Origin of the sequence: Nonomuraea jabiensis, from assembly GCF_014204795.1 — a bacterium.
Lineage (GTDB): Bacteria > Actinomycetota > Actinomycetes > Streptosporangiales > Streptosporangiaceae > Nonomuraea > Nonomuraea jabiensis.
On the sequence record NZ_JACHMB010000001.1, the window covers coordinates 800,479 to 826,816 of the forward strand.

Here is a 26,338-nt window from a genome sequence, read left to right on the forward strand (position 1 = left end):
CCTCCTTCTGTGATCTTGGGCATCGGATATCGACGGCTCAGTTGGTGCGCTGGAGGACGAGGATTCTCGACTGGTCGTTCGCTCAAACGACAGCTCGGTCATCACCGCCGAGCCGAAGTCCTCTGGCCACCAGGTTCTGTCGCTGGTCGGCTCCGACGGCCACGGCCACGGCCGCGCCCGCTTCCTGCAGGCCTTCGAGGAGGCTGAGTACCGAAATTAGCGGTAGTGACCTGCGGCTTCTTCGCCCGTTAGCGGTCCGTGATGAGAGGGCCCAGGACGGCAGCCTTGTCGGGGTCTGCCACGAGCCCCACACCGGGATGAGATTGCTTGTTGGAGCGGTCTTGATTGAAGGTTGCTGTCGGGGTTAGCCGGCTGCGCGTTCCTTGCGCAGCGTGAGCATGTAGTCATCGCAGTCGACCTGGATCATGTGTCGTTTGCTGGTGACGTGCCGCTTGGCCAGGCCCTTCTCGTAGCGGTCGATCTCCGCGTTCATCGCGGTGCGCGCCGGAAGGGCGTAGTGGCCTTCGAGGTGGTCCGCGCGGCGATGGCCGCCGCGTCCGGGTCCCGGTCACCGGTGAGCTCGACGGTCTCGGCACCGAGTCCGGCCACGCACTTGAGGTCGTCGACTCCGCGGCCCACCCCGATGATCCGCCGCACGCCGAGCGTCTGGGCGTTCTGCACGGCGAGGCCGCCGGCCGCCCCGACGATCAGCAGTTTTCCGGCGTGCCGTGCAGCCCTACTCTGGGACGCTCCCCGGCCGCCGTCACCACTGCTGCCTTCATCGCTGCCTCCAGAGCTCGAGAGATCACGCGGCGGGCCGCCGCACGGGTACGCCGAAGACGCCCGCCGACAGCCCGGACAGCAATCGCGCCGCGATCAGCGGCCCGACGTCGTGGGCGACGAGGAACAGGACCGCGCTCAATCCGGCGCAGACCAGGCCGGGGAGCAGGGTGCGCCGTCGTCCGATCACGTCCGACGAGCACGAGCGCGGCTAGGACGCCGACCGCGTAGGCGGCGAAGACCACCGTCGTCGTGAGCATCGAGAAGCCCATCGCCCGCTGGTAGAGCGGGTACAGCGGAGTGGGCAGCGTGGTGCCGAGCATCGTCACCGCGAAGGCCGCCGCGACGATCCGGAACGCCGTTCGGCGCGATGTCACCTGTCGCGATCGAGCGACTGGACCGGCTCGCATACGACTCCTTGCTCGGCATGCCGCGGCGGCCATTCGGCAGACTATTTATGGCTACGTTGTAGCCGATATTGCCGGGCACGGTCAAGCCCCGCCATACTTGACGCGTGCCACGATCCCCGAACAGCCGCGACGCGACGTCGAGCGGCAGACGCGCGCCCGGCCGCCCACCGGTGCCCCGCGAGCAGATAGTCGCGGCGGCGCTGGCGATCCTCGACGAAGAAGGCGCCGACGCGCTCTCCCTGCGCGCCCTGGCCCAGCGACTGGAGTCGAGCACGGCGACGCTGTACCGCCACTTCGACAGCCGCGCGGACCTGCTCGCACAGGTGGTCGACCGCATCTTCGGCGAGATCGAAGTCGACCCGGGACAGGCGGCGACCTGGCAGGACGCGTGCGGCGCGCTGGCCACCGCGATGTTCCAGGTGCTGCGCAGGCACCGCAACGCGGCACCGCTGATCGGCGAGCACGTACCCGTCGGCCCCAACGCCCTGGTGCACCGCGAGCGCGCCCTGGCACTCCTGCTCGCCGCGGGGTTCTCGCCCGCACTGGCGGCACGGGCCTACACCACCCTGGCCCGGCACGTCCTCGGCTTCGCGATGCAACTGAACCAGGACGCCGCCGCCCAGCGCCGCGAGGACACCGACGTGTCCGCCCACCTGCACCGGCTGGACCCGGACCGGTTCCCCGCCACGGTCGCGGTCGCCGACGCGCTCCCGGTGGCCTTGGAGGACGAGTTCGAGTTCGGGTTGCGGCTGATCATCACGGGCCTGGAAGCGGCCCGGACCGGCGAAGCCCGCGACTGACCGGACCACACCCGGACCACCCGCTTGACCGCCGCTCGACATTACGGCTACGGTGTATCCGAAACTGGTTGTCGAGCTGTCAGAGACGTGCCGTGGAAACCCGAACCGTTCTGCGCGGCGGAGTCGTGCCGAGCATGGACCCGAACGTCGGCGAGTTCGACCGCGGCGACGTCCTGATCGAGAACGGCGCCATCGTCGAACTGGCCACGTCCGCCGATGGCTTGCTCCGGCGCTCCGGCGCCCGCTCGATCCTGCTCGCCTCCTTACGCGCGAACTGAACCCCACCGCCGCAGGGCGCTTCCGCAGCAGCTAATAACGGATACGGAGTAACCGAAATGGAGTTCACGGACGCGACGTCTCGGTTCGTCGACTTGGACGGCATGCGCGTGCACGTCCGGCGCGCCGGTACCGGGCCCACGCTCGTGTTGCTGCACGGCAGCGGCTCGTCGCTGCACGTCTTCGACGCCGTCACGGACCTGCTCGCGGACCGCTTCGATGTCGTGCGACCGGACCTGCCCGGCTTCGGGCTCACCGGACCACGGCCGGACCGCGACTACTCGATCGGCGCGTACGTGTCGTTCCTCGACCGGCTGCTCGAACCGCTCGTCCCCGGGCCGTTCGTGCTAGCCGGGCACTCCTTCGGCGGGCAGATCGCCTGGACCTACGCGCTCGCCCACCCGGACCGGCTCAGCGGACTCGTATTGATGAACGCGACCGGGTACCCGGACAAGGACGTCCCGCTCGCACTGCGCCTCGCCCGGATCCCGCCGCTGCGGCCGGTCCTGCGCCGCCTCGGCTCGCGCGCCGCGACCGCCCGCAACCTCGCCGGGCTGGTCGGACCGGGCGCCACCGTCGTCGGCGACGCCGTGGTCGACCGCGTACACACGCTGATGTCCCGGCCCGGCGCACGGGACGCGTTCATCGACTTCGCCAACACCAACCACCCCGACCGCTCGGCCGAGATCGCCACCATCCGGACACCGACCCTGGTGCTGAGCAGCGAACGCGTGTCGGGACAGCACTTCGGTCGGGACCTCCCCGACAGCCACGAGGTCATGCTGCCGGGAGTCGGACACCTCATGCCCCTCGAAGCACCCGCCGAGGTGAGCCGGGCGATCACCGCCTTCACCGCCGGCCTCGCCCAGAAGGAGGCCTGATGCGGTACTTCGTCGCGCCCGGCGAGACCGACCACCTCGGTCCCGGCACACGCGCCGGACGGCGTGGCGACTTCGCCACGCTCTCCGACGGCACCACCCACTACGAACTCGCGGGGCCCGGGGACGGGCCGGTGTTCGTCTTCGTCCCAGGCCTCACGATCCCGCTCGACTTCTGGGACGACGTCACCGCGGTGCTGCACGGGCGGGCTTTCCGCACGCTGACCTACAGCGCCTACGGGCGCGGGTACTCCGACCGGGTCCGCGGCCGGTACGGGCGCCCGCTGTTCGTCCGGCAACTCGACGACCTGGTCCGCCACCTCGGCCTGTCCGACGTCCACGTGGTCGGGTCCTCGATGGGCGCCCTGATCTCCCTCGCCTACGCCGGAAGCCCCGGCTCCCGCGCCGCATCGCTGACGGTGAGCGGCCCGGCCGGGCTGTCCGCCGAACGCAACCCCATCGCGCTGCTGCCAGACCCGCTCACCCCACTGGCCGGCAAGCACCTGCTGCGCCGCAACCTCCTGGCCCACCTCGGACGCAACGTACAGACCGCTGTGGACGCCGAGCGGCTGCGAACTCTGGTGCTGGACGGCTTCCGGTTCGAGGGCTCGATGTACGCGCTCACCTCCACCCTCAAGCACTTCCCATTCACCAACCAGGACGCGCTCTTCGACACCGCCACCGTCGGCCTGCCGCCGACCATGCTGGTCTGGGGCGCAAACGATCGGGTCACCCCCGCCACCGCCTTCGACCGCGCCGTCGAGCTGCTGCGACCCGTACGCGCCGAACACCTCCCCGACTGCGGGCACATGGTGTCCTTCGAACGCCCACGGCAGTTCGCCGACCTGCTCACCACCTTCGTCACAGAGCTCCAGACATGACCGACACCACCGACGTGCTCATCGTGGGCGCCGGACCGACCGGCCTCACCCTGGCCTGCGACCTGGCCCGCCGCGGCGTACGCCATCGCCTCGTCGACGCCGCCGACGGCGGCTTCCCCGGCTCCCGTGCCAAGGGCGTCCAGCCGCGCACGCTGGAGGTCTTCGACGACCTCGGCCTCCTCGACGACATCGTGGACCACTCGCGCACCTACCCCCTGCTCGGCATCCACGTCGGTCCGGTCACGCTGCCGTGGCGGATGATGGGCCGCCACAAGGTCACCGAGGACGTGCCCCACCCGGAAACCAGGCTCATCCCCCAGTACGACACCGACGCCTGCCTACGCCGCCGCCTGGCGGAACTCGGCGGCCGGGTGGAGTACGGCACGCGCCTGACCTCCCTGGTCGACCACGGCGACGGTGTCGCCGCGACCGTCACCGGGCCGGACGGCGAGCGGACGATCCGGGCCCGGTTCGTCGTCGGCGCGGACGGCGGCGCGAGCACCGTGCGCGTGCAGGCGGACATCCCCTTCGTCGGCCAGACCGACGAGAGCGACAAGATGATCGTCGCCGACGTCCTCGTCGACGGTCTGGCCCGCAACCGCTGGCACATCTGGCCGCGCAACGGCGGCCGGTTCCTGGCCTTGTGCCCGCTGCCCGGCGAGAAGTTCCAACTCATGCTGCGCCTCAAGCCCGGCGAAACCCCCGACCGCGATCCCGCCGCGATCAGCCGCCTGGTCCACGAAGCGTCCGGACGAGCCGGCCTGCGGGTCCGGGAGGTCTTCTGGTCCTCGATCTTCCGACCCAACGTCCGCCTCGTCGAGCGCTACCGCGCGGGCAACGCGTTCCTCGCCGGCGACGCGGCCCACGTGCACCCCCCCGCCGGAGCGCAAGGCCTGAACACCGGCGTCCAGGACGCCTACAACCTCGGCTGGAAACTCGCCCAGGTACTCGCCGGCGCACCGCAAGCACTCCTCGACAGCTACGAGGCCGAACGCCGCCCTGTCGCCGCCCGCGTGCTCGGCCTGTCCAGCGACCTCTACCAGAAAATCGGCGACCGCCCCCTCGCCGCCGCCACCCGCGGCGACGAGGAACGCCAACTCAAGCTGAACTACCGCGACAGCCCGCTCACCCACCAAGACACCACCGACACGACCGTCCAAGCCGGCGACCGCGCCCCGAACGCGAGGTACCGCGACACCAACGGACACACCGGCACCCTGTTCGACCGCTTCCGCGGCCCCCACTTCACCCTGCTGGCCATCGGCGACACCGCCACCGACGCATCCCGTTGGCCCACCACCGGCGCCAAGCTGCACGTCGTCGAAATCCCGGCCGACGCCGCGTCCAGCCTGACCACCATCTACGGCGTGACCGGACCCACCCAGATCCTCGTCCGCCCCGACGGCTACATCGCCCATATCGCCACCGCCAACCGGGCCACCGCCCTGACCCGCAGCGCACAAACCCTGGCACCGCCCTCCATCGGCTGACGAGCCGCTCAGGTGGGGCCTATAGCTTTCACGAGCTGCCGGTCACCTGGTGACCCAGCGCGATCACGGAACAGAGCAAGAGGAATCCATGAACACCTTCCACCCCGACCTCGCGCTGGCCCGCTTCATCCCCCGCATTTCCACCGGTCCCCGATCAGCACGCATCATGCGCAGGATAAGGCCGCGTCCGGCCCATCCCGGACCGGACGTGACAGTCAGGGAGCTGGTAGTGCCCGGACCGGCAGGCGCGCCGCCGGTGTCGCTCCGCGTGTTCCAGCCGGCCGGATTGGCCACGCCGGCTCCCGCACTGCTCTGGACACACGGAGGCGGGTTCATCTTCGGTGCCCCCGAGCTGGACGACCGGACGAACATCGCCTTCGCCCGCCGGCTCGGCATCACCGTCGCCGCCGTGCGCTATCGCCTGGCCCCGGCCAGTCCCGCGCCGGCCGCGGTCGAGGACGCCTACGCCGCGCTGCGCGGACTGACCGCCCACGCGGACGAACTGCACATCGACATCAGCCGCATCGCCATCGGCGGAGCCAGCGCCGGCGGGGGAATCACCGCCGCCCTCGCACTGCTCGCCCACGACCGCGCCGAGATCCGGCCCGTGTTCCAACTGCTCGTCTATCCGATGCTGGACGACCGCACGACGACCCGAGCCGACATCAACACCCGCGACCTGCGCCTGTGGACCGCCAAAAGCAACCGCTACGCCTGGTCTGCCTACCTGGGCGCCGCCGTCGCAGGCCCGGACGTCTCCCCGTACGCGGCCGCGGCCCGCCGCGAGGACCTGTCCGGCCTGCCACCGGCCTGGATCGGCGTCGGAACCCTCGACCTATTCCACGACGAAGACGTCGACTACGCCCGCCGGCTCAACGACAGTGGCGTTCCCTGCGAACTGCACATCGTTCCCGGCGCCTTCCACGCCTTCGACAAGGTACTCCACAAGGCCGAAATCTCCCGGACATTCTGGCAACGGCAGGCCAAGGCACTGGCCGACGCACTCGCCGGCTCACCGTGACACCGGCTGTAGCCGCATGCCCGTCAGCAGCCGCGGCTGGCGCGGCCGGCCGCCCCGACGAGCGCGCCGGCGAGGTGCCCGTCGCCTACGTGACGCCTCGCTCCCGGCGCCACGGCGACCGAGGACGACCTGCTCGGTCGGGCCGCCGACCGGGTACCCCAGCGCGCCGCCGCGCCGAAGGCCGTCACCGTGCTCGACGCGCTGCCCGTGACCGACGTCGGCAAGCCGTACAAGCTCGCGCTGCGCGCGACGCGACTCGCCGAGGAGCTCGCCCCGTTCGACGGGGTGACCGTCGACGCGGTGATCGAGGACGGAACCGTGCTCGCCACCGTCACCCTTCCGTCCGAAGTGGACGAAGCGAAGGTGACGGCCGCCCTCTCCCGCTACACCGTTACGCCGGCCCCGCCCTTTTGGTCACCGCCCTCGCCCCGGAGGCGGGGATCACCGCTCAGCTTGGCCATCCCTTTACCGCAAGGAAAGCGCATCCCGCCCGAGCACGCCCACCACACCGTCCGGCTTGGCCTTCCATTGAACGTCTTAGGGGTCTGGCGCTTCGAACCGGCCCGCACCGGGCCCCGGAACGCCGGCCACGTGCCGAAACCGTACCGAAGAGCATTCGGCGAGCAACCGAGGTCGAAAATCGAGAAACCCCAGCTCAGGATCCTGAACTGGGGTTTCCGTGCGGTGCGCCGCCAGGGACTCGAACTTCGGACCCGCTGATTAAGAGTCAGTGGCTCTCGTGTCGGGCGCTTACGCAAAGTGCCCGACGCGTCACTCCGTACAGAAATGTCCGTGCCAGGAATGTCCAAAAATGTCGCTTGGTGTTTCGGGGTGCCGTTAGCCGAAGAGCAACCATCGAGCAACCGACGACGTGATTGCGTGGCCTTGACCATTCCGATTTGATCGGATTTGGAGTATCGGTCTCGCCTAAAAGGCGTTCCCGGAAGTTCCCCTTGGTGATGACATTGTGTCCCCGGGACTGAAAGCAACAGATCCATCTTGCGCGGCTCTGACCCATGATCGAGAGTTGCGCCGACGGCCGTACAGACCCGTGGCGGGCCCGGCACCGGCCCGCATGGAGTGGTGTGTCGGCATGCGGGCCGGTGTGCGCGTGGGTCACTTCGCCTGGAAGCCGCCGTCGATGTTCAGGATCGCGCCGGCCACGAACGACGCCTTGTCGGACAGCAGCCAGTGGATGCCCTCGGCGATCTCCTGCGGCCGGCCCATGCGACCCATCGGGTGCATGGCGATGATGGTCTCCTCGTCGTACTGGCCGAGCGTGATGGCTCGCGCGATGATGTCGGTCTTGATCGCGCCGGGGGCCACCGCGTTCACGCGCACGCCCTGGGAGGAGTATTCAAGACCTGCGGTCTTGGTCAGACCGACGACCGCGTGCTTGGTGGCCGCATACGGACCGCTCCACGGGATGCCGTTGAGGCCCGCGATGGAGGCGAGGTTGACGATGGCGCCCCCGCGTCCGCTGGCGAGCATCTCCTTGATCTCGCGCTGCAGGCACAGAAACAGGCCCATCACGTTCGTCGACAGCATCTCCTGGAACTTCACCGGGTCCGCGTCGGCGATCGCCACCGTCTCGTGGGCCAGGCCGGCGTTGTTGACCGCGTAGTCCAGGCGGCCGTGCTCGGACAGGACGGAGTCGAACAGGGCAGTGACGCTCTCCGGCGAGTCCATGTCCGCGACCACGAACGACGCGCTGCCGCCGTCCTTGGTCAGCTCCATGACTGCCTGCTTGCCGACGTCCTCACGTCGCCCGCTCAGGACGACGTGCACACCATCCGCCACCAGCAGGTTCGCGGTCTCCTTGCCGATGCCGGTCGCGCCGCCGGTGATGACTGCAACCTTCTTGTCGCTGCTCATGATGGGGTTCCCCCTTGAGTGATCGCTGATCGCGCGTTCTGTCGGCTTCCGCTCGGCCATAACAGACGTGCCGCAGCAGGGCGAAGGACGGGTGCGTGCCGGAGCGATCTCGGACACGACCGCATTCCACGTGGCTGCGGAGGGTTTTTGCGTAAGTACGCCCGTTCATGTCAAAGTCTTCGAAAGCCGAGGCCCTGCGGTGCCAGGGCCGAGCCTCACTCTGGTATGCCGGGCCGATCGGGCACATCAGTCATTTGACGGTGAGTCACATCTGCCAGAATCGAAGGCAGGCGCGCTGCCCCTGACACGCTGAGCGGCTCTGATGCCCAAGCTCATCGAGACCCGCAACCATCAGAACTCTGGACAGGCGACTCACCGCCAGGGGTCTTCTGGTTCGCCGGGGAGCGCCATCCAGTCCCGCGCCGAGCCCCGCAACGTCACAGACGTCGCGAAACGACTCGTCGGACCCGATGCGGAGATCCTAATGGGAGGGGGCGCTCCGCATCCGAATCAAGACTCTGAGATGGAGCCCGTGCGCGCCAAGGCCGGACCAGCCCTGTGCGCACTCTGACCACCACGCGCCGTTCTGATCCGGCGGCGGTACTCGCGCGGGGACGCGCCGGTGACCCGCTTGAACGCGTTGCTCAGTGTGCTCTCCGAGCCGTACCCGACCATGCGGGCGATCGTCGCCACCGTGTCATCGCCACGGCGCAGGCGGTCGGTGGCCAGTTCGATCCGCCAGCAGGTCAGGTAGTCCAGCGGACTCTGCCCGACGGACTGCTTGAAGCGGGCCGCGAGTGTCGACCTGGACACCGCCGCGATCTCGGCCAGTTCCGCCACCGTCCAGGTGTGGGCCGGACGTGCGTGCATGGCCTGGAGCGCCGGGGCCACGATCGGGTCGGTGAGCCCGGCCAGCCAGCCGGACGCCGCGCTTGCCCCGGCGACGGCCAGGTGCAGGCGCAGCAGGTGGATCAGCATGATCAAGGCGAGGTGCTCAGTGACCAGTGTCGAGGCCAGCGACTGATCGCGCAGCTCCGCGTCGATCTGCTCAAGCGCCCAGCGTACGGTCGCGGCCTCGGTGGTGCGGCCGGGCACATGGATCACTGGCGGCAGCACGTCGAGCAGCAGTTCGCGCGCCCGCTCGCCGAAGTCGAACCGGCCGCCGATGAAGACCGCGTCCTCGCCGGTCCCCACCCGGGCAACGCCGTCGGTGGCCGACGCGAAGATCGGGCCGGCCGGGACCGGCCGCAGCCCTGGACGGCTGGCCATGGTGAAGGCGCGTGGCCGGGTGAGCAGGAAGCAGTCGCCCTCGGCCAGCTCGATCGGCTCCGGTACGCCGTCGACGCCGAGCAGGCAGCCGCCGCGGCGCACCGCGACGAACTTGACCGCCGATGGCGGCTCGTACGACAGCGCCCACTCACCGCCGGCCACCAGCCTGACGGACAGGCGGCTGGTCGTGCCGACGAGGGCGAGGATGTCTTCGAGGGGATCGGTTTGCTGGACGCTCACTCAACTATGTTGGACCATGGAGCATTCCAAGTCCAAACGCCGCTCCTTACCGTTGCTGTCATGACACGTATATCCACCCCGTTCAACGCCAAGACCACCGCCTACGAGATCCTCACCGGAGTCGACCTCACCGGGCGGCGGATCATCGTCACCGGCGGAGCCTCCGGGATCGGCCTGGAGACCGTACGGGCGCTGCGGGGTGCGGGGGCCGAGGTCACTGTCGCCACCCGCCACCCGACCGGCGGCCGGCGAGCCTTGGACCTGAGCGATCCCGGCTCGGTGCGCGCGTTCGTCGACGATTGGAGCGGGCCGGTGCACGTGATCGTGGCGAACGCCGGGATCATGGCTCTGCCTGCCCGCCAGGTCGCCGCCAACGGCTGGGAGTTGCAGCTGGCGACGAACTTTCTCGGGCACTTCGCACTGATCACCGGTCTGCGGGAGAACTTGCGGCAGGCCGGCGACGCGCGGGTTGTCATGGTGAGTTCGGGCGCTCAGCTGCGGGCCCCGTTCGACTTCGACGATCCGCATTTCGAGCGCCGCCCGTACGATCCGTGGGTCGCGTACGCGCAGTCGAAGACGGCCGACGTGCTGCTCGCGGTCGGCGCCGCCCGGCGTTGGGCCACCGACGGAATCACCGCGAACGCGCTCGAGCCCGGATACATCCACACCAACCTGCAGCGGCACCTCGACAAGGACACCATGCGAGCAGCGGGCGCGATGGACGACGAGGGGAACCTGGTGACCCCCGATTACTACAAGACCCCGGAGCAGGGTGCCGCCACCTCGGTGCTGCTCGCCGGGTCGCCGCTGCTGGACGGCGTGACGGGCCGGTTCTTCTCCTCTGAGAACCAGGAGGCCGAGGTGGTGCGGGGCGGTACGGGCGCGAGCGCGGGTGTGGCCACCTGGTCGGTGGACCCGGACGCCGCTGACCGTCTCTGGGCCTACGCGCTCACAGCGACAGCGGGCCACTGAACCGAAGCGTCGTCACCGGCACGTCCAGCCGCGCTCGCCGATCGCCTCCATCTCGGCACGCACCCCTCAAAGCGGCCGTCATATCGAATGAGAATTGGAGCCACCCTTCATGACTACTGTGATGCTTGTCCACGGCGCCTGGCACCAGCCGAGCAGTTGGGCGCGGCTTGAGGCCGAGTTGCACGCTCTCGGCTATGACACGCGCACGCCGGGGCTCCCGAGCGCCGGTGAACATCCCACCGCAGGCATGCATGATGACGCCGCCGTACTGGCCGCGGAACTGGCGTCGGTCGCAGGACCGGTCGTGCTGCTCGGGCACTCCTACGGGGGCATCCCGATCACCGAGGCCGCCGCCGGAGCGAGCAATGTTGATCGGCTGATCTACCTCGCCGCCTACATGCCGGACAAGGGACAGTCGATGTACGCCATCCACGGCCTCCCCGACCCCGAAGACACAAGCGGCCTGTTCCCGCTCGGCGACGAACCGCGTGTCTCGCTCTACGGCGATCTGCCCGACGCGGAGGCCGAGCAGGCGGTGAGCAAGCTGGTCAACCAGACCCTCCGATCGTTCGCGGAGAAGGTCGACGCAGCCGCCTGGCGGAGCGTTCCATCCACTTACATCATCACGGAGCAGGACAAGGCCATCCCCCCCGCACTGCAGGAGCAGATGGCGGCCCAAGCAGCCGAGATCCACCGGCTCCCCGGCGGTCATTCGCCGTTCCTGTCCCAGCCACGCCGGCTGGCCGCCCTCATCGACGAGATCGTACGGCGGGCCTGAACTCCCTGGCTCCCGGCCACCAGCGAGAAATTGCCGATACCTTTGCGCTCGTGGCATCATCCGCGCTGGTGAAAGGATGTGTTGGTGATGCCGAGTTTGAAAGGCGCGCCCGCCGGGTTGGTCAACCGGATCGGTGAGCGGGAAACTCTCCTCGGATTTCTCAATGCCGTTCGCGAGGGTAAGGGACGGGCCCTCGTCCTGAGCGGGGACGCGGGGCTCGGCAAGACAGCACTGCTCGACGATATGGCGGCCAGGGCGCGCGGATTCAGGGTGCTGCGGGTGTCGGGCATGCAGTCGGAGATGGAGCTGGCCTTCGCCGGGCTGCACCAACTGTGCGGCCCGCTGCTGGAGCGGGTGGAGGTGCTGCCCAAGCCGCAGCAGCTGGCCTTGCGGACCGCGTTCGGGTTGGCGGAGGGTCCGCCTCCTGCACGGTTCATGGTGGGGATGGCCGTCCTCAGCCTCCTGTCGGAGGTCTCCAGGGAGCAGCCGCTGCTCTGCGTGGCAGATGATCTGCACTGGCTGGACCGGGCGTCGGCGCAGGCACTCGGCTTCGTCGCGCGCAGGCTCGGGGCCGACCCGATCGGCATGGTGTTCGGGGCGCGAACTCCGACCGACGAGGTGGCCGGAGTTCCTGAGCTGCGCATCGACGGGCTGGCCGATCAGCACGCGCACGAACTGCTGGCCACCGCGCTGACCGGGCCGCTCGACCTGCGGGTACGGGATCAGATCGTGGCCGAGACACGGGGCAATCCGCTGGCGTTGTTGGAGCTGCCGCGGACGATGTCCAGGGAGGAACTGGCCGGCGGATTCGGATTTCCTGGAACGGCTCCGCTGTCGGGACGGATCGAGGAGAGTTTCGCCCGGCAGCTGGATGCGCTGCCCGGTGACACCAGGCTGCTGATCTGCCTGGCTTCGGCCGAGCCCTCGGGCGAGGCGAAGCTGATCTGGCGGGCCGCGGGCCTCCTCGGGATCTCGCACGTGGCGGCCCGGCCCGCGACGGAGTCGGGACTCGCCGACTTCGGGCATCGGATCAGCTTCCGGCATCCGCTGCTCCGAAGGGCCGCCTACCGGTCGGCGACGGCCGAACAGCGGCGTGCCGTCCATCGAGCGCTGGCGGAGTCGACCGATCCGGTCGCCGATCCGGATCGCCGGGCATGGCACCGAGCGCAGTCCACGGACGGGCCGGACGAAGACGCCGCGGCCGACCTCGAACGCTCCGCGAGCAGGGCTCAAGCCCGTGGCGGACCCAACGCGGCGGCAGCGTTCCTGGAGCAGGCCGCCGCCCTGACCGTCGACCCGGCGCGCCGGAGCGACCGCATGCTCGCCGCCGCGCAGGCCAACCTGCAGGCCGGCTCCTACGATCGCGTACTCGAACTGCTCGCGATCGTGCAGGCGGAACCGCTGACGGAGCTGCAGAGTGCCCGCGCGGACTTGCTGCGCGGAAATGTCGCCTTCACCTCCGGACTGGGCAAGGATGCCCCGCCACTGCTGCTGAAGGCGGCCAAGCGACTTGAACCGCTCGACCTCGACCTGGCTCGCGAGACCTATTTGAAAGCGTGGATGGCCGCGATGTTCGCGGGTGACCTCGCGAACGGCGGAAGCCTGGCGGACGTGTCCCAGGCGGCCCGCCGCCTGCCGGTGTCGGCACACCCGGATGAGGCCGAACTCGTCCTCGACGCGCTGGCGCGAGTGATCGTGGAGGGCCCGGCCGCCGCGGCACCGGTCCTGCGCAGAGCGGTGAGCGCGATCGTCGACGCCTCCCTCACCCCCGACGAGGTACTGCGCTGGGGCTGGTTCGCGCACGCCGCCGCCATCGGCAGCTGGGACTTCACCAACTGGCGCTTCCTGCTCGATCGGGAGCTGAAGGTGCTGAGGACGGTGGGCGCGTTCGACCTGATGCCCATCGTGCTGGCCACGCTGGGGACCGTGACCACCTGGTCAGGCGAGTTCGCGACGTCCGCGGCCATGTTCGCCGAGGCCGAGACGATCTGCGAGGCGACCGGGGCGCCCGCGGCCGCCTTCGGCCCGACGATGCTCGCCTGCCTGCGCGGCGACGAGGAGAAGGCCGTCCCGCTCCTCCGCTCGATGATCGCCGAGACGCAGGTGACCGGTCAGGGATTGAGCGTGACGTACGCGAACTGGGTGGCAGCGGTTCTCTACAACGGGCTCGGCCGCTACCAGGAGGCACTGGCCGCCGCCGTCGAGTCGAGCGAGAGTTCCTCCGACTTGTTCGTCGCTCTGTGGTCGCTGCCCGAACTGGTCGAAGCCGCCGCCCGTACCGGGGACGTCGGGGCCGCCGAAGCGGCCCTCGCCCGGCTGGCCGAGTCGACGACGGCCGGCGGTACAGATGTGGGGCTCGGCCTGGAAGCCCGTTCGCGCGCGCTGCTCAGCGCCGGAGACGTCGCCGAGCGGCACTATGTGGAGGCCGTCGACCGGCTCGGCCGGACCCCGCTGCGGCCCGAGTTGGGCCGGGCGCACCTGCTCTACGGCGAGTGGCTTCGCCGGGACAACCGCCGCGTGGACGCCCGGCGACACTTGAAGATCGCTCACGAGATGTTCACCGATCTGGGGATGAGGGCGTTCGCCGAACGCACCCGCCGCGAACTGCTGGCGACAGGCGAACGGGTCCGGCAAAGCGCGGTGGAGAGCGAGAGCGCCCTCACAGCTCAGGAAACGTTGATCGTACGCCTCGCGTCCGAAGGCCTCACGAATCCGGAGATCGGCGCTCAGCTGTTCCTCAGCGCTCGCACCGTCGAGTGGCACCTGCGGAAGGTCTACGGAAAACTCGGCATCACCTCCCGCCGCCAGCTCGCCGCCGCCCTGAACCAGAACGGCGATCTGCCGGACCGCTAGATCCGAAACTCACCCTGCCGGTTCGCACCCAGGCTCTCGGGTGTGGCACCGGGCGCAACGGTTGGATGTGTCGGTCTCTCGGTGTGGTCAGAGCCGGTTCTCGGCCTGGAACATCCAGCTCTGTTTCTCCAGTTCGGCCGTCAGGCCGATCAGCAGGTCCTCGGTGACGGCGTCCACCGAGGAGATCTCGCCGATGCGTGCCCGTACACCGTCGATGACTGCGGAGAACGTCAGCACCAGGGCCTCGATGACGTCCGCGTCCCTCGCCCAGCCTGGTGGGAAGGTGGGCACACCGCTGGTGCCGGCGATCGTGGCGGCCCGCCCGTCCGGGCTGATCCCCAGCGCGGCGGCGCGTTCGGCCACCGTGTCGGCGTAGTCGCGTGCGGTGGTGACGACCTCGTCGAGTTGGAGGTGGAGGGAACGGAAACGCGCGCCGTACAGGTTCCAGTGCGCCTGCTTGGCCATCAGGGACAGGTCCAGCAGGTCGACGAGGGTCGCCTGCAGGGCGGCTCCCACTGCCCGGCTGTCCTGCTCCGGCAGCGGGCCGGTGATGATGGTCATGGTGTCAGACCCGCGCCGTCGTGGTCAGACTCGTGGTGAAGAAGTCAGTGAGCCTGTCGACCGCGAGGTCGATGTACTCCTTCTTGTCGTAGAGGTCAACGTGGCTGGCCTCTTTGATCCAGTAGATCTCCTTGGGGCCGACGGCGCGCTGGTGCGCCTCGATGGCCATCCAGGCCGTGACGGCGCGCTCACCGATGATCTGGAGAAGGGGTCGACTGCCGATCAAGGGGACGGCGTGGAAGGCGTCGCTGGAGGCCATCTTGTCGATGCTCTCCCAGGCCAGCGTTTTAGCGGAACGTTCGTGTTCGCCGCGCGGGGTGCAGTAGTACTCGAAGCCCTCGATGCCGTGCGCGCCGCCGAGCGCGCCGGCCTGTTCGGCAGTGTCGGGAAACTGTGGCCACAGCTCTGACGCGGTGGTCGCCGCCGGTGGCGGCCAGCGAGTAGCCGCCGGAGGCGCAGATGCCGAGCAGGCCGATCCGCTCCGGCACGACCTCGTCAAGTGTGGTGAGGTAGGAGACGGCCGCCTTGAAATCCTCCACCCGTTGTGCGGGATCCTCCAGGCCGCGGGGCAGCCCGTCGGATTCGCCCTGGTACGCGGCGTCGAAGGCCAGGGTGATGAATCCACGCTCGGCCATCAGCTGTGCGTACGTGCCAGAAGTCTGCTCCTTTACTCCGGTGCCGGGATGGCCGACGACGAGCGCAGGCCACGGCCCTGCTGCCGGGGTGTCGGGGGTGTACAGATGCGCGGCGATGCGGATGCCGCCGCTGAGGAAAGCGACGTCGATCCTGGCCATGAGATCTCTCAGCTCCTTCGAATGGCTTGCGTCCTTTGCGCACCCACTGTGCTCCGCGGTGCCACGACCGACATCAGTCAGATGACGGCGTTTCCCGCGCGTCGGTGATCCGGACACGGTGTCCGGCGGGTCGAGGGTCACAAGTCCGGAGACGCGTAGCAGAGGACGAAGTCGTGCCCGCCGTCGGGGTCGGGTGGAGGAGCCGCTGGGTGGGTGGCGATCGTGGCCTCCAGCCGGACTCGCTCGGGGAGACGGGTGAAGCGACCGAAGCTGTTGAAGGCGGCCATGTGGTGGGCGTACCAGACGGGCCAGTCGGAACCGAGGTCCGGGCCGGAGTCGGAGACGTGGGCCTCAGCGGCGCGGCGCAGGGCGTCGGCCAGGTCGTGAACGGAGTCGAAGATCACTTTCATGGGGGCTCCAGTCAGGCGCGGGTGAGAGGGTCGGTGTGGAGGCCGTCCGGGGTGCGAAAGACGTCGGCGCGGTGGCGGTGGCGGGCGGTGCTCCGGCAGCGGGTGGCGACCCGGACGGGCCAGGCGTCCGCCCGGAGACGGGGACGCTCCAGGGGAGCGCCGCATCTCGTGCAGCGGGTTTCGGCAGCGACCGTCTCGTAGACGGTCTCGATCAGCCATTTCTCCGCGGGTCCTGGAGGCTCGTACCAGTGCTGTTCGGTCCCGTGCCAGCCGGTCGGGTCGAAGCCTACGGTCAGGTAGGCCATGAGGCTCCATGGCAGGAAGAACCATTCCATGTTCGGGCTCGCTTTTCTGACGCGGCATCAGCGCCCGCTGCGCAGGGGTACGGCGGTGTCCCGGTAGGTCTCGAGAAGGCGGAGCCAGACCTCGCTGATCGTCGGGAAGGGCGGGACGGCGTGCCAGAGGCGGTCCAGCGGGATCTCGCCGGTGATGGCGAACGTCGCGGACTGGAGGAGTTCGGCGACGCCACGGCCGACGAAGGTCGCGCCCACGATGGTGCCACTGGCGGGGTCGAGCAGGATGCGGGCGTGGCCCCGATAGCCTGGGCTGTGCTGGTGGGCGCCTGCGACGAGGCCGAGGTCGTAGTCGACGATGTCGACATCCCTGCCCGTACGCTCGGCGTCGGCGGCGGTGAGGCCGACGAAGGCGATCTCGGGGTCGGTGAAGAGGACCTGGGGGACGGCGACATGGTCGGCGGTTCCGCTGTGGCGGCTCCACGGGCTGTAGTCGAGGGGATGGTTGCGTGCGCGGTCGGCGATGACCGTACCGGCGATCCTCGCTTGGTATTTGCCCTGGTGAGTGAGCAGAGCGCGCTGGTTGACGTCGCCCACGGCATACAGCCAATCGCCGGTGACGCCTGACACGGTGTAGGTGTCGTCGCTCGGCAGCCAGGTACCGGGGCGCAGGCCGACGGTCTCCAGGCCGAGATCGTCGGTGCGGGGAGCGCGGCCGGTCGCCAGCAGGAGTTCATCGGCGTGAAGCACCTGTCCGTCGGACAACGTGAGGCGGATGTCAGTGGCACGGGTCGCGGCGGTGACGGTCGTGTCGAGCCGCAGGTCCACGCCCGAGGCATGGAGCGCGTCGGTGACCAGGTCGGCGGCGAAACGTTCCATCCGGGGAAGCAGCCCGGATTCCCGGACGAGGAGGGTGACCTGCGAGCCGAGGGCTTGCCAGGCGGTGGCCATCTCAACGGCGACGACTCCCCCGCCTACGATGGCCAGCCGTGGCGGGACCCGGGTGGCGCTGGTGGCTTCACGGCTGGTCCAGGGCCGCAGGGCGGCGAGGTCCGGCAGCGGCGGGAGGGCGGCTCGGGTTCCTGTGCATACGGCCACGGCGTGCCGGGCCGACAACCGCAGGATCGCGCCGTCGGCACCGGTCACCTCCACGATCCGTGGCCCGGACAGCCGTCCGTGCCCGCGGACCAGAGTGATGCCCGCCCGCTCCAGCCATTGCGCCTGAGGCTGGTCGTTCCAGCCGCCGGACATTCGGTCGCGATGCCGCAGGACGGCTTCGACGTCCAGCGGGCCAGGGTCGATGCCGGGCATGCCGCGTGCCTCGGCGTGCAGCAGTACCGGTCGTAGCAGCGCTTTGCTGGGTTCGCATGCCCAGTAGGAGCATTCTCCGCCGACCAGTTCGGCTTCCACGACGACGGTGTTCAGCCCGGCGGCGGCCGTCCGGTCGGCGACGTTCTCGCCGACCGGTCCGGCGCCGATGACGACGACGTCGAAAATGCGCACAGGATCTCCAAAAGTGGACGGGGAAGGCGGTGGTCCGCCCTTCCATGACGTTCCTCAGCGGGCGGCGCGGCAGCGGCCATCAGCGCTGCACGCCGGGCGGGACGTCAGCGGCGAACTGGCCGTGGAGAAGTTGTTCATGGAGTTCGCCTTCCGAGTAAGCGGTGCGGACGCTCCCACCTTCGGCTGTGACCCGGCCGCGCACATCCGTCATCTGACGGTGACTCAGACGATCGCCAGAACGACCGGGCGTCAGATTGTGCGCGCCCGTGCCCCCCGGGGAGCAGCCCAGGGACACTCCCTGGGGCTCCGAGGGCTCCTGCTGGGCAAAGCTGATCACCAGGCAGGCCAGGGAGGAGAACGGGAGATAGCGATGGCGATCATCGGTAGGGATCGTGAACAAGCGGAAATCTCCGGAATGGTGAAGTCCACTGCCGGCCGGGTGCTCGTCGTGCGGGGCGAGGCAGGAGTGGGCAAGAGTGCTCTGCTCGAGGAAGCGACGGAGCTGGCCGTCCGGGACGGCCACCTCGTGAGCCGGATCACCGGGGTCGAGGTCGAGTCCGAACTGCCCTATTCCGGGCTGCACCAGTTGCTCTACCAATTGCTCCCGCTGCACGACGACAGCCGCGCGGTGCTCGACGCGGTCGCCGGGCGGCAAGCCGACGACTTTCCCTCGTTGATGACGCTCGGCATCGCGGTGCTCGAACTGCTGTCGGACATCGCCACGCGACGTCCTCTGCTGGTGATCCTCGATGACGGCCACTGGCTCGACGATTTCAGCGCCGACGTCTTCGGCTTCGTCGGACGCCGAATCGGGAGCGTCCCTGTGAAGCTGTTGGTCGCCGTACGGGACGAGGTCGTCTCCCGGTTCGACATGGCGGTGCTGCCCGAGCTGCCGGTCGGCCCGCTCACCGACGAGAACGCGGTGCGCCTGCTCGACCAGCACCACCCCGCCCTGGACGAGCGGGTGCGCCGATGGGTGCTGGACCAGGCCCTCGGCAATCCCCTCGCGCTGCTGGAACTACCGTCCCAGGCCGGGGACGCGGGTCTCCCGCGCAGACTGCACCACCTGTACGGCTCCCGCATCGCCGCGCTCAGCGACCCGGCCCGCGCGGAGCTGTTGATGGGCGCGCTCGACGGTGTCGGGACCCGGCCGGGCGACGGCGGGTCGAAACCGCGCCACCGGATGCGGAACGTCGACGAGGCGGTGGCGTGCGGACTGCTGGACGCCGAACCGATCACCGGGGACGTCACCTTCCGGCACCCGCTGGTTCGGTCGAGTGTCGTACAGATGGCGACCCCCGAGCAGTGCCGGGCGGCGCATCGCGCGCTCGCGGACGTCCACCGGGACGACCTCGAACGACGTGCGATACATCTGGCCGCGGCCTGTGTCGCGCCCGACGAGGAGATCGCCCGTGCCCTGGAGGCCGCGGCCGATTCGGCGATCCGCCGTGGCGGCGCCATCACCGCCGTCGGCTGGCTGACCCGTGCCGCCGAGCTGAGCGAGGACGCCGCGGAACGGGCCCGGCGCCTCAGCTACGCGACGTTCCTGTCCGGATACGCGGCCCGGCCCGGCACCGAGCTTTCCCCGGTTCCTCTCACCTCCGGGCCGGACGCGACCGTCAACGCCATCCACCGGGCGTTCTTCGAGGACGGTGACGTGCGCTCCGCCCACCGACAGGTGATGACGGCGATCGACAGCCTGGACGGCGAGCCCTCCGAGACCCTCACCCGCCTGCAAGTTCTCCTGCTCGCCATCGACCAATACGCCGCCGACCCCGTTCTGTGGAACGAGGCTCACAAGAAACTCGCGTCCCTCGGCGACCCCGTCACCGAGCAGATCCAGATCTACAGCAACACCTGGAGCGACGTGGTCCTGCACGGGCGCGGCTGGGCCGGACCCCTGGAGCGGATCGCGGCGAACCTGCCCGACCGGGAGCCCTGGGATGTCACCCGCCTGGCCACCGCCGCCTACCACCTCGACCTCGTCAGTCAGTACCGGCCTCATCTGGAACGCGTCGTGGACCGCGAACTGGCGACGGGCACGATGTTCAGCGGCATCCTCATGCTGATCATGATCATGCTGGATCAAATGGGGTCCGGCGACTGGGACGCCGCCGTACAGACTGGACAGCGGGCTCTGGCCCTGGAGATAGAGCACGGCAGTCACCTGCTCGCCCATCAGACCCGCGCCCAGCTGGCGCAGCTCGCGGCGCTGCGCGGCCAGATCGCCCAGGCCCTGGAGACGCGGGCGGAGATCGACGCCTGGGCCAGGCCCCGCGGGATCGGTTACATCACCGGCCTCGCCGACTCCATCGCCGTGACGGCCGCGTTGAGCGCGGGCGACTACGAGGCCGCGTACCGCCACGCCGTCCACATCACGACACCGGGTACGTTCCGGCCCTACTGCGGCCAGGCATCACGGACCCTCCTCGACCTCATCGAGGCGGCCCTGCACACCGGCCGCACCGAACAGGCTCGCCGCCACGCCCTCGCCGCCCGCGACGCTGGCTTCGCCGACCTCTCCCCGCGCCTCGCCCTGACCTGCTACGGGGCGCTCGGGATGACCGCGGGCTCCGAGAGGGAGGCCGCCGAAATGTTCGCGCGGGCCGCATCCCATCCGGCGGCCGCGCGGTTCCCGTTCGAAACGGCACGGATCCAGCTGGCCCATGGGATCCGCCTGCGCCACACCCGCGAACGCACCGCCGCCCAGACGCTCCTCACGCACGCCGCCGAGACCTTCGAACGGCTCGGCGCCGCCGCATGGGCCGAGCGGGCCGGCACCGAACTGCGGATCATCGGAGCAGCAGCGCAGGTCTCCACCCCGGACACGTCGCTGACCTGGCAGGAACGACGAATCGCCGACCTCGCCGCCAGCGGCCTCACCAACAAGCAGATCGGCGCACGGCTACGCCTGTCACCGCGTACCGTCAGCTCCCATCTGTACCGGATCTTCCCCAAACTGGGTGTCACCACCCGCGCGGCCCTCCGAGACGCCATGAACCGCCCCGGCCGTGTCACGGCGTCGGTGGACTGATGTGCCGGAGCGCGACCTCGGGCCAGGGGCGACATGGCGTGTACGGACGTTCAGCTCTTCACGAACTCCAGCAGTTCTCGGTTGAACGCCTCCTCAAACGCGCCGACCAGACCGTGCGGGGCTTGCGGGACGACCTTCAACGTCGCCTGCGGCAGCAGCTCGACCGTCTTGAGCGCCGACGCCGCGATCGGCACGATCTGGTCGTCCTCACCGTGCACGACCAGCACCGGGATGTCGATCTTCGGCAGCTCGGCGGTGAAGTCCGTCTCGGAGAACTGCTTGACGCAGTCCAGCGCCGCCGGCAACCCCGCGGCCATGCCCTGGAGCCAGAACTCCCGGCGCTTGCCCTCCGACACGCTCGCGCCGGGGCGGTTGAACCCGTAGAACGCCTCGCTCAGGTCGTAGTAGAACTGCGACCGATCCGCCGCCACACCCGCTCGGATCCCGTCGAACAGGTCCATCGGGGTGCCCTCGGGGTTGGCGGCCGTCTTGAGCAGCAGTGGCGGCACGGCACCGAGCAGGACCGCCTTGGCCACCCGTCCAGCGCCGTGACGGCTCAGATAGCGCACCACCTCGCCGCCGCCGGTCGAGTGGCCGACCAGGACGGCGTCGCGAACATCCAGCTGCTCCAGCAGGTCGGCGAGGTCGTCGGCGTACTGATCCATGGTGTTCCCGCCCCATGTCTGGGTGGACCGGCCCGGCCGTGCCCTCGGCGGTCGTGGGTGATCGCTCGGAACCCGTGAGTGGCGATCAGATGGGCCTGGCCATCCCAGGCGTCGGCGTTCAACGGCCAGCCGTGGGAGAAGACGACGGGGCGGCCGGAACCCCAGTCCTTGTAGAACTTCTGTGTCCCGTCCTTGAAGGTGATGAACGGCATGATCGGTCACCTTTCGCTCGTATGGAGTGACCGGACGTTGCTCGGCCTCCCCGATCCTGGCCTCGGCCCGCACGCCGCCGCGTCGGTCAAACGACTGTCGAACCCGACTCCCCGACCGGCGTCAGATGACTCCACGTGGACCGCCGGACTCCAATCACGCCCGCATACGAACGGTTGACGATGCGTATACGCACAACAGCGCCGCTCAGGGGTGGTGCGCCGCCCGGCGAGGGCCGTCTGGGAGGCCCGTTCGCAGCCTGCGCGGACACGGGTGCATACGCGTCGTCAACGTTTCCCGTACGACCCGCGCCTAGGGTCGTACGCATGTCAAATCACCCAATATCCGGGGTCAGCCGAGATACGACCGCCATCACAAATCTGATCGCCAAGTATGCCGAACTGGTCGACACCGGAGACTTCGTCGGGGTTGGCAAACTGTTTGCCGACGGGGTGTTCGTCGGCAGTGGCGCACCGGTCCTTGGCCGGGAGGCCGTCGAGAAGATGCTCCGCGACACCGTGATCCTCTACGAGGACGGCACGCCGCGCACCCACCACGTCACGACCAACCTCGCCGTCGACATTGATGAGGAGGCAGGAACCGCCGCTGCGCGTTCCTACGTCACCGTGTTTCAGTCCCTGCCCGATTTTCCGCTGCAGCCCGTTGCCGCGGGACGCTACAGCGACCGTTTCAAGCGCCACGACGGACGCTGGCGGTTCGCGGAACGCCATGTCCGGATCCACCTGGTCGGCGATGCCAGCCGCCATTTGCGCTCCTAGCCTCCTCCAGGAAACGGCATCAGGTAGTGCTGCGCACCCATGCCTTCGTCACCACCTTGACAGGTGATGAACAGAGATGCCAGCATCGTCACCAGTTAAATAGGTGACGCCCACAAATGGGTGCTCATCCGGAAGGGAAAGGGAACAACCATGGCTGCCAGCTACACCGCCGTCGTCACCGTGACAGGAGAGGGCCGCAACGGAGGCCACGTCTCGGCCGCCGACGGGCTCCTCGACACCAAGCTCGCCATCCCCAAGGAGTTCGGCGGGGCCGGGGACGCCACCAACCCCGAGCAGCTCTTCGCCGCCGGCTGGGGCGCCTGCTTCCTCGGCGCGGTGAGAAGGGCGGCCGCGGCACGCAAGGTGCGGCTCACCAGCACGAGCATCACGGTTGAGTCGACACTGAACCACGGCGACGACGGCGAGTTCGGCCTCGCCGCCGTGCTCAACCTCGAACTGGGCGGCGTGGACCAGCAGACCGCCGAGGAACTCGGCGCGGCCGCCCACCAGATCTGCCCTTACTCCAAGGCCACCCGCGGCAACATTCCGGTCACCATCCGGGCGACCGCCGCTGCCTGACCCGCCGCCGCCTGACCCGCCGCCCCGCGGGCTTCATCACGGAAGGGAGCCGAACTCGTGAAAGTTCTGTCGGTAGCCGTGCTCGTGCTGGCCGTCGCCCTCGCCTGCTTCGCTCAGGTTTGGTGAAACGAAGGCGGGCGATGCCCGTGTGTCGCCCATGGACATCAGCCGAGCTAGGGAGGGGGCAGACCTGTGCCGCTGTTCGGGCGGGAAGCCGAGCTGCGGGCTCTGGCCGGGCTCATCGGCCACCCCGGAGACGGCAGCGGCGTGCTCCTTCGGGGGGAGGCGGGAATCGGGAAGTCCGCCCTGGTGAAGGAGGCCGTCGCCGTGGCGAGGGCTGCGGATGTGCGCGTGCTGACGGCGACCGGCGTCGCGCCCGAGCAGCACCTCGCCTACGCCGGGTTGCAGCAATTGTTGTACCCGATCCCGGCGGGCCTGAGCGCACTGCCTGCGCCGCAGCGTGACGCCCTGGCCTGCGCATTGGGCCTCGCGGAAACGGCCGCGCCCAGCGTCTACCTGGTGGGGCTCGCCACGCTGAGCCTGCTGGCCGAGGCGGCAGCTGTACGGCCGGTGCTGGTCGTCGCCGACGACGTGCACTGGCTCGATCGCGCCAGCGCCGACGTCCTCGCCTTCGTGGCGCGCAGGATCGAGTGCGAGCCCGTCCTCATGATCGCGACACTCCGGGACGGCGAACCCTCGCACCTGCAGGACGCCGGGCTGACCCCGATGCCCCTCGACCGGCTCTCCCACGAGGCCGCCACCGAGCTCCTGGACTCGATCTCTCCCGGCCTTTCTCCAGAGGTCCGGGCGCGGCTGCTGGCGGAGGCCGCAGGAAACCCGCTGGCGCTGACCGAGCTGCCCGCGACCCTTTTGGCCGTCGATCCCCCGGGCGCGGTGCTGCCGCTGAGCGCGCGTCTTGAGCGGGCCTTCATCGCCCGGGTCACCGGCCTTCCCGCTCCGGCCCGCACCGCCCTGCTGGTCGCGGCGCTCGGTCAGCGCGATTCAGTCGCGGAGACGCTCGCGGCCACCAGCCTGATCCTGGGGTCGGCGGCCGAGCCGGAGATCCTCGCGCCGGCAGCCGAGGTCGCTTTGATCGAGCTGGCCATCGACGCGGTGGCGTTCCGTCACCCTCTGGTGCGCTCGGCCGTCGCGGCGGCTTCGACGTTCGCCGAACGCCGGCAGGCCCACCTGGCTCTCGCCGAGACGCTGCATGACCAGCCTGACCGGCGGGCCTGGCACCAGGCCGCCGCGACGCCAGGAGCCGACGAGAAGGTGGCGGACGCGCTGGACCGCACGGCCGACCGGGCCCGGCACCGGGGCGGGGTCGCCGCCGCGATCGCGGCGCTGGAGCAGGCGGCCCGGCTGAGCGAGGGGCGGGGCAGGAAGGCGTTCAGGTTGCTGAGCGCGGCCGAGCTCGCGGTCGAGTCCGGCAGCCGCGCGACCGCCGAGCGTCTGGTGCGCGACGCGCAGGCGCTCGGCCTCCCGCCGCACGGCCGGGCCACCGCCGCCTGGCTGCTCAGCGGCTTCGAGGACGGCGTGCGCGAGGACGTCTCCCGCGTGGCTGAGCTGGGCGGGCTTGCCGCGTCGGTGGCCGCCGACGGGGAGGTGGAGCCGGCGGTCAGGATCCTGTGGGGCGCCGCCATGCGCTGCTTCTGGTCCGAACCGGGTACGTCCGCGCGCCGCGCGCTGCTGGAGGTGGCCGACCGGCTGCCCGTCCCCGCCGACGACCCGCGCATGGTCGCGATCACGGCGTACGTCGCGCCGTTCGAGCGAGGCGACCTCACGCTCGTACGGCTGCGCGCGTTGGCCGGAGCGGCAGGGACCGCCCCGGAGATCGATCGCTACCTGGGCAGCGCGGCCCTGCAGGTCGGGGCGTTCGACCTGGCCGCCCACTTCGCCACGGCGGCCGTGCCCGGCCTGCGCGCCCAGGGGAGGCTCGGGCTGCTCCCCCGGGCACTGGCCGTCCAGGCCTGGAGCCAGGCCCGGCTCGGCGACCTGGCCACGGCTCTCCCGGTAGCGGCGGAGGCGGCCAAGCTCGCCCAGGAGACCGGGCAGCCGTTCATATACGGGCTGGCCACGGCCGTCCAGGCGGAGATCGCCGCCTTGACGGGCGACCACGGCCGGGCCGCGGCGCTCGCCGACGAGGCCGAACGGGTCGCACTTCCCGCCGGTGCCCGTCCGGTCCTGGCGACCGTCCAGCTCGCACGCGGGCTCACGGCCTTGGGCGAGGAGCGCTTCGACGACGCGTTCGCCGCCCTGAGCAGGATGCTCGACCCCGCCGACCCCGCCTACCAGCTGGCCCTTCGTACGTACTGTCTAGCCGAGCTCACCGAGGCCGCCGTTCGTGCCGGCCGCAGCGACGCCATGCGCGACCTCCTGCGCGAGCTGGATCCGCTGGCCGCGTCGACGCCGTCACCGGCCCTGCACATCGGGCTGCGCTACGCGCGCGCGGTGCTCGCCCCGAACGAGGAGGCGGAGAGGCTGTTCACGGCCGCGCTGCGGGCGGATCTGACCGGTTGGCCCGCCGAACGCGGACGCCTGCGACTGGCGTTCGGCGAGTGGTTGCGTCGGCGGCGCCGGGCCGTGGAATCCCGGGCACATCTGCGCGCGGCCAGGGAGACCTTCGACGCGCTCGGCATGGCCGCGTGGAGCGAGCGTGCCCGACGGGAGCTGCGCGGTGCGGGAGAATCCAGCCCGAATCGGAACCCGGACGCGCGGGACAGGCTCACCCCGCACGAGCTGAACATCGCGCACCTGGCCGCTGAGGGGCTGACGAACCGGGAGATCGGGCAACGTCTGTACCTTTCCCACCGCACGGTCGGCACCCACCTGCACCGGATCTTCCCCAAGCTGGGGGTCAGCTCCCGGGCCGATCTCGCCCGCGTCCTCAAGACGGAGTGATGCTGACCGTCAACTGACTGATGTGCCGGGTTCCAGCCGGGGACGACAGTGGGACCTCATCGCGACAGCCGAGCGAGAGGAACCTC

General features: G+C 69.9%; 27 protein-coding genes. 14 read left to right on the forward strand and 13 right to left on the reverse strand.

Features of this window, described 5'->3' with window-relative positions:
• Positions 1-364: 364 nt before the first annotated feature.
• The 3 genes from HD596_RS63525 to HD596_RS03530 all read right to left on the reverse strand — a co-directional run bounded on the left by HD596_RS63525 (position 365) and on the right by HD596_RS03530 (position 970).
• Positions 365-493, reverse strand: coding sequence for a hypothetical protein (locus HD596_RS63525; RefSeq protein WP_281398140.1), 129 nt, complete (start codon positions 491-493; stop codon positions 365-367).
• A complete protein-coding gene (locus tag HD596_RS03525) occupies positions 490-681 on the reverse strand; it encodes a hypothetical protein (protein ID WP_185067854.1) in 192 nt (63 codons plus the stop codon). Before HD596_RS03525 ends, HD596_RS63525 begins: the two co-directional genes overlap by 4 nt.
• Before the next feature lie 124 nt (positions 682-805).
• Positions 806-970 carry a hypothetical protein gene (locus HD596_RS03530; protein WP_185067855.1) on the reverse strand — a complete coding sequence of 55 codons (165 nt, stop codon included), beginning with the start codon at positions 968-970 and terminating at the stop codon, positions 806-808.
• 324 nt (positions 971-1,294) lie between these two features.
• Here HD596_RS03530 and HD596_RS03535 point away from each other — a divergent pair, with 324 nt between their 5' ends.
• The 7 genes from HD596_RS03535 to HD596_RS03565 all read left to right on the forward strand — a co-directional run bounded on the left by HD596_RS03535 (position 1,295) and on the right by HD596_RS03565 (position 7,256).
• Positions 1,295-1,990, forward strand: a complete 696-nt coding sequence (locus HD596_RS03535) for a TetR/AcrR family transcriptional regulator (protein ID WP_185067856.1) — start codon at positions 1,295-1,297, stop codon at positions 1,988-1,990.
• Between the two features lie 92 nt (positions 1,991-2,082).
• Positions 2,083-2,268 (forward strand): hypothetical protein, encoded by a 186-nt coding sequence (locus HD596_RS03540; RefSeq protein WP_185067857.1) that lies wholly within the window; start codon positions 2,083-2,085, stop codon positions 2,266-2,268.
• Positions 2,269-2,325: 57 nt separating this feature from the next.
• Entirely contained in the window at positions 2,326-3,147 is an 822-nt protein-coding gene (locus HD596_RS03545; RefSeq protein ID WP_185067858.1) for an alpha/beta fold hydrolase, read from the forward strand.
• Positions 3,147-4,025: an alpha/beta fold hydrolase gene (locus HD596_RS03550; protein WP_185067859.1), complete on the forward strand. Its 879-nt coding sequence runs from the start codon at positions 3,147-3,149 to the stop codon at positions 4,023-4,025. Before HD596_RS03545 ends, HD596_RS03550 begins: the two co-directional genes overlap by 1 nt.
• Positions 4,022-5,515, forward strand: coding sequence for an FAD-dependent monooxygenase (locus tag HD596_RS03555; protein ID WP_185067860.1), 1,494 nt, complete (start codon positions 4,022-4,024; stop codon positions 5,513-5,515). The genes HD596_RS03550 and HD596_RS03555 overlap by 4 nt, the downstream gene beginning before the upstream one ends.
• Positions 5,516-5,603: 88 nt before the next feature.
• Positions 5,604-6,536 (forward strand): alpha/beta hydrolase, encoded by a 933-nt coding sequence (locus HD596_RS03560; protein WP_185067861.1) that lies wholly within the window; start codon positions 5,604-5,606, stop codon positions 6,534-6,536.
• A gap of 189 nt (positions 6,537-6,725) precedes the next feature.
• A complete protein-coding gene (locus HD596_RS03565) occupies positions 6,726-7,256 on the forward strand; it encodes a hypothetical protein (RefSeq protein WP_185067862.1) in 531 nt (176 codons plus the stop codon).
• A gap of 396 nt (positions 7,257-7,652) precedes the next feature.
• Here the strand turns inward: HD596_RS03565 and HD596_RS03570 are convergent, their stop codons facing one another.
• Positions 7,653-8,411, reverse strand: coding sequence for an SDR family NAD(P)-dependent oxidoreductase (locus tag HD596_RS03570; RefSeq protein ID WP_185067863.1), 759 nt, complete (start codon positions 8,409-8,411; stop codon positions 7,653-7,655).
• A gap of 510 nt (positions 8,412-8,921) precedes the next feature.
• Entirely contained in the window at positions 8,922-9,920 is a 999-nt protein-coding gene (locus HD596_RS64620; protein WP_185067864.1) for an AraC family transcriptional regulator, read from the reverse strand.
• Positions 9,921-9,980: 60 nt separating this feature from the next.
• On the opposite strand from HD596_RS64620, the gene HD596_RS03580 reads away from it, so the two are divergent.
• The 3 genes from HD596_RS03580 (at position 9,981) to HD596_RS03590 (ending at position 14,523) form a co-directional block, all read left to right on the forward strand.
• Positions 9,981-10,892 carry an SDR family NAD(P)-dependent oxidoreductase gene (locus tag HD596_RS03580; protein WP_185067865.1) on the forward strand — a complete coding sequence of 304 codons (912 nt, stop codon included), beginning with the start codon at positions 9,981-9,983 and terminating at the stop codon, positions 10,890-10,892.
• Between the two features lie 121 nt (positions 10,893-11,013).
• Complete coding sequence (locus HD596_RS03585; RefSeq protein WP_246555632.1) at positions 11,014-11,670, forward strand: alpha/beta hydrolase; 657 nt, start codon at positions 11,014-11,016, stop codon at positions 11,668-11,670.
• 87 nt (positions 11,671-11,757) lie between these two features.
• Positions 11,758-14,523 (forward strand): ATP-binding protein, encoded by a 2,766-nt coding sequence (locus HD596_RS03590; protein WP_185067867.1) that lies wholly within the window; start codon positions 11,758-11,760, stop codon positions 14,521-14,523.
• 87 nt (positions 14,524-14,610) lie between these two features.
• Here HD596_RS03590 and HD596_RS03595 read toward each other — a convergent pair whose 3' ends face one another.
• The 6 genes from HD596_RS03595 to HD596_RS64625 form a co-directional block, all read right to left on the reverse strand.
• Positions 14,611-15,084 (reverse strand): Dps family protein, encoded by a 474-nt coding sequence (locus HD596_RS03595; protein ID WP_185067868.1) that lies wholly within the window; start codon positions 15,082-15,084, stop codon positions 14,611-14,613.
• Positions 15,085-15,088: 4 nt separating this feature from the next.
• The gene (locus tag HD596_RS60160; RefSeq protein WP_221519163.1) at positions 15,089-15,343 is read right to left on the reverse strand and encodes an alpha/beta hydrolase; all 255 of its coding nucleotides are present in this window, start codon (positions 15,341-15,343) and stop codon (positions 15,089-15,091) included.
• Between the two features lie 28 nt (positions 15,344-15,371).
• Positions 15,372-15,878 (reverse strand): alpha/beta hydrolase, encoded by a 507-nt coding sequence (locus HD596_RS60165; protein ID WP_221519164.1) that lies wholly within the window; start codon positions 15,876-15,878, stop codon positions 15,372-15,374.
• A gap of 137 nt (positions 15,879-16,015) precedes the next feature.
• Entirely contained in the window at positions 16,016-16,288 is a 273-nt protein-coding gene (locus tag HD596_RS03605; protein WP_185067869.1) for a hypothetical protein, read from the reverse strand.
• An 11-nt stretch (positions 16,289-16,299) separates the two neighbouring features.
• Positions 16,300-16,623, reverse strand: coding sequence for a hypothetical protein (locus tag HD596_RS03610; RefSeq protein ID WP_185067870.1), 324 nt, complete (start codon positions 16,621-16,623; stop codon positions 16,300-16,302).
• Positions 16,624-16,650: 27 nt separating this feature from the next.
• The gene (locus HD596_RS64625; RefSeq protein WP_185067871.1) at positions 16,651-18,084 is read right to left on the reverse strand and encodes a dihydrolipoyl dehydrogenase family protein; all 1,434 of its coding nucleotides are present in this window, start codon (positions 18,082-18,084) and stop codon (positions 16,651-16,653) included.
• Between the two features lie 370 nt (positions 18,085-18,454).
• Here HD596_RS64625 and HD596_RS03620 point away from each other — a divergent pair, with 370 nt between their 5' ends.
• Positions 18,455-21,118, forward strand: a complete 2,664-nt coding sequence (locus HD596_RS03620) for an ATP-binding protein (RefSeq protein WP_185067872.1) — start codon at positions 18,455-18,457, stop codon at positions 21,116-21,118.
• Positions 21,119-21,168: 50 nt separating this feature from the next.
• On the opposite strand, the gene HD596_RS03625 is transcribed toward HD596_RS03620, so the two are convergent.
• Together HD596_RS03625 and HD596_RS66235 are read right to left on the reverse strand one after the other, a co-directional pair.
• Positions 21,169-21,783, reverse strand: a complete 615-nt coding sequence (locus HD596_RS03625) for an alpha/beta fold hydrolase (RefSeq protein WP_512699265.1) — start codon at positions 21,781-21,783, stop codon at positions 21,169-21,171.
• Positions 21,675-21,995 (reverse strand): alpha/beta fold hydrolase, encoded by a 321-nt coding sequence (locus HD596_RS66235; RefSeq protein WP_512699266.1) that lies wholly within the window; start codon positions 21,993-21,995, stop codon positions 21,675-21,677. Before HD596_RS66235 ends, HD596_RS03625 begins: the two co-directional genes overlap by 109 nt.
• A gap of 324 nt (positions 21,996-22,319) precedes the next feature.
• Between HD596_RS66235 and HD596_RS03630 the strand changes: the two genes are divergently transcribed.
• From HD596_RS03630 to HD596_RS03640, 3 genes are all read left to right on the forward strand, one after another.
• Positions 22,320-22,772: a nuclear transport factor 2 family protein gene (locus HD596_RS03630; protein ID WP_185067873.1), complete on the forward strand. Its 453-nt coding sequence runs from the start codon at positions 22,320-22,322 to the stop codon at positions 22,770-22,772.
• Between the two features lie 150 nt (positions 22,773-22,922).
• Positions 22,923-23,351: an Ohr family peroxiredoxin gene (locus HD596_RS03635; RefSeq protein ID WP_185067874.1), complete on the forward strand. Its 429-nt coding sequence runs from the start codon at positions 22,923-22,925 to the stop codon at positions 23,349-23,351.
• A gap of 192 nt (positions 23,352-23,543) precedes the next feature.
• Positions 23,544-26,252 (forward strand): ATP-binding protein, encoded by a 2,709-nt coding sequence (locus tag HD596_RS03640; RefSeq protein WP_185067875.1) that lies wholly within the window; start codon positions 23,544-23,546, stop codon positions 26,250-26,252.
• Positions 26,253-26,338 lie beyond the last annotated feature (86 nt).

Excerpts from the sequence above, each read along its gene's own strand:
- HD596_RS63525 (WP_281398140.1), bottom strand. The coding sequence starts at position 493 with ATGAACGCGGAGATCGACCGCTACGAGAAGGGCCTGGCCAAGCGGCAC.
- HD596_RS03545 (WP_185067858.1), top strand. The coding sequence starts at position 2,326 with ATGGAGTTCACGGACGCGACGTCTCGGTTCGTCGACTTGGACGGCATG.
- HD596_RS03550 (WP_185067859.1), top strand. The coding sequence starts at position 3,147 with ATGCGGTACTTCGTCGCGCCCGGCGAGACCGACCACCTCGGTCCCGGC.
- HD596_RS03555 (WP_185067860.1), top strand. The coding sequence starts at position 4,022 with ATGACCGACACCACCGACGTGCTCATCGTGGGCGCCGGACCGACCGGC.
- HD596_RS03560 (WP_185067861.1), top strand. The coding sequence starts at position 5,604 with ATGAACACCTTCCACCCCGACCTCGCGCTGGCCCGCTTCATCCCCCGC.
- HD596_RS03570 (WP_185067863.1), bottom strand. The coding sequence starts at position 8,411 with ATGAGCAGCGACAAGAAGGTTGCAGTCATCACCGGCGGCGCGACCGGC.
- HD596_RS03580 (WP_185067865.1), top strand. The coding sequence starts at position 9,981 with ATGACACGTATATCCACCCCGTTCAACGCCAAGACCACCGCCTACGAG.
- HD596_RS03585 (WP_246555632.1), top strand. The coding sequence starts at position 11,014 with ATGCTTGTCCACGGCGCCTGGCACCAGCCGAGCAGTTGGGCGCGGCTT.
- HD596_RS03590 (WP_185067867.1), top strand. The coding sequence starts at position 11,758 with ATGCCGAGTTTGAAAGGCGCGCCCGCCGGGTTGGTCAACCGGATCGGT.
- HD596_RS03595 (WP_185067868.1), bottom strand. The coding sequence starts at position 15,084 with ATGACCATCATCACCGGCCCGCTGCCGGAGCAGGACAGCCGGGCAGTG.
- HD596_RS60160 (WP_221519163.1), bottom strand. The coding sequence starts at position 15,343 with ATGGCCTCCAGCGACGCCTTCCACGCCGTCCCCTTGATCGGCAGTCGA.
- HD596_RS60165 (WP_221519164.1), bottom strand. The coding sequence starts at position 15,878 with ATGGCCAGGATCGACGTCGCTTTCCTCAGCGGCGGCATCCGCATCGCC.
- HD596_RS03605 (WP_185067869.1), bottom strand. The coding sequence starts at position 16,288 with ATGAAAGTGATCTTCGACTCCGTTCACGACCTGGCCGACGCCCTGCGC.
- HD596_RS03610 (WP_185067870.1), bottom strand. The coding sequence starts at position 16,623 with ATGGAATGGTTCTTCCTGCCATGGAGCCTCATGGCCTACCTGACCGTA.
- HD596_RS03620 (WP_185067872.1), top strand. The coding sequence starts at position 18,455 with ATGGCGATCATCGGTAGGGATCGTGAACAAGCGGAAATCTCCGGAATG.
- HD596_RS03625 (WP_512699265.1), bottom strand. The coding sequence starts at position 21,783 with ATGGATCAGTACGCCGACGACCTCGCCGACCTGCTGGAGCAGCTGGAT.
- HD596_RS66235 (WP_512699266.1), bottom strand. The coding sequence starts at position 21,995 with ATGCCGTTCATCACCTTCAAGGACGGGACACAGAAGTTCTACAAGGAC.
- HD596_RS03630 (WP_185067873.1), top strand. The coding sequence starts at position 22,320 with ATGTCAAATCACCCAATATCCGGGGTCAGCCGAGATACGACCGCCATC.
- HD596_RS03635 (WP_185067874.1), top strand. The coding sequence starts at position 22,923 with ATGGCTGCCAGCTACACCGCCGTCGTCACCGTGACAGGAGAGGGCCGC.